General features: G+C 42.7%; 1 protein-coding gene. It reads left to right on the top strand.

The features are described from left to right. Nucleotides 1-111: 111 nt before the first annotated feature. Nucleotides 112-2241, top strand: a 2130-nt coding sequence (locus tag QZY09_RS02560; RefSeq protein ID WP_295667719.1) for a SusC/RagA family TonB-linked outer membrane protein, incomplete at its 3' end; no start/stop codon positions are given.

Here is a 2241-nt window from a genome sequence, read left to right as displayed (position 1 = left end):
TCAAATAAATATAATTAAGTTTTGGTTCAGGGTTTCCTACAACCAGCTATGCTTATGCTTAATATCCATTAATAAATAATCAACCAATTATGTTACTTAAATTTTAAATTCATGAAAAGAAAACTACTAACACAATTCCTCATTTTTGCCGGGATGACATTATCACTTTTAGTGATAAGTCTACCGGGCTATTCGCAAATGAGAAAAATTACCGGCAAGGTGTTGGGTTCGGATGATGGACTCCCCCTGCCAGGCGTAACCATTAAAGTAAAAGGCACAACGGAAGCCACGAGTACCAATATAGACGGGCTCTATTCCATAAATGCGGCTCAGGGAAGTACATTGGTTTTCTCTTTTATTGGTTATGACCAAAAAGAGATTGCCGTTCCGGCATCAGGCGCCGTTGACGTAACCTTAGCGAAAAGTACTAACAGCCTGAACGAGGTTGTAGTAATAGGATACGGTAGTGCCCGCAGGAAAGACCTCGTAGGCGCTGTTGACGTGGTAAACGCAAAAGATGCCGGCGCAAATACATCACTAAGCCCTGCGCAATTACTAATAGGCAAAGCACCCGGCGTACAGGTAGTGCAAACAAGTGGCGTACCGGGCGCAGGCGCGCAAATTATTGTACGTGGTGTAGGTTCTTTCACTGATGTTAGCCCGCTGTATGTTATTGATGGCATACAAGGTAACGAAGGCTTGTTCAATCAGATCAGCCCGCAGGATATTGACAATATTACCATATTAAAAGACGCAGCTTCTACAGCAATATATGGCGTTGCCGGTGCTAACGGTGTTGTTATCATTACAACAAAAAAAGCTAAAGCCGGTGCCACTCAAATAGCATTTACATCACAGGTTGGTTTTTCAAGGATACCGAAAAAACTCGATCTGTTAAAAGCTGCCGATTATGTTAAGCTCCTTACTGATATTGATGTTACCAACAATAACCCTACGCCGGTAAAACTTACCACGCCGTTTGCTTTGGTTGACAGAAACGACTGGCAAGACCAAATTTTTAAAACAGCTTTATCAACTCAAAATGATTTAACGATTAGCGGCGGCGGCGACAAGGTTACCTATAATATGTCGGCAGGATATGTAACTCAGCAAGCAACCGTTAAGGATTATCAGCTTAAAAGGTTTACTAACAGGTTTACGTTAGAGGAAAAATTAGGCCGTTTTCGTTTCGGGCAAACCTTTAATTTGAGGTACACCAAAACTGAGGGAGAGGCAGTAAGCTTAGGTAACGCGCTTCAATATGCGCCTTATCAACCCATTTATGATTCTTCAATTCAGGGCGGTTACTCCATCCTTACCAATATTGATGATGACAGCAATGCTGTAAATCCGTTGGTGGACTTAGGCGTGAAAACACAAAGCAGCCATGAGCTGGTATTATTTCCGCAGGTATTTGGCGAAGTAAAAATTATCGATGGTTTAACCTTCAGGTCACAAGCAGCAATGCAATATGGCAGCAGTGTGAGTGATTCGTATAATATACCCTACGTAATTTCCAACAAACTATTTTTTGACAGGCAAGCAAGCCGTAGTTTTAACAACTACTATAATTACAACATCGACAATTATTTTTCCTATAACCGTAGCTTTGGTAAACACAATATTTCGCTAACCGCAGGTACAAGTTACATTGATCCCGGTAGCAGCAGGTTTGTTAGTCTGGTAGGTACCGGTATGCTAAACGATCAGGTAAAGGACATATCCGTAGCCACAACTATCACTGCCGCCAGTTCCTCAGGTTATGCCAATGGAACTGGTATTGAACAATCTTATTACGGACGTTTGATCTATTCTTACGACGATAAGTATATTCTTTCAGCCAGTTTAAGGCGCGATGGATCTTCCAACTTTCCTCCGGCAAGCCGTTACGGTAATTTTCCGGGAGGGGGCTTCGCATGGCGCTTCAGTCAGGAAGATTTCATAAAAGCAGCCTTTCCATTTGTTAGTGATGGTAAACTTCGCGTAGGATGGGGACGCACCGGTAACAACCGAATCTCTCTTACTGCAAGCGATGTGTATACCTTTAATGGATCTACTGCCGGAAACCTGGTGTATTCTTTCGGCAGGAATGAGCAATTTAATAGTGGCACAACACTTACTACCATCGGAAACGGGTTATTACACTGGGAAACAACCGACCAAACCGATGCCGGCATCGACCTGGGTTTTCTCAACAACCGGATAACGCTTAACGCCGATTACTACAATAGAAAAAGCTCC

The organism is uncultured Mucilaginibacter sp., assembly GCF_903913935.1.
Classification (GTDB): Bacteria; Bacteroidota; Bacteroidia; order Sphingobacteriales; family Sphingobacteriaceae; genus Mucilaginibacter.
This window is presented reverse-complemented; position numbering and strand designations above follow the sequence as displayed.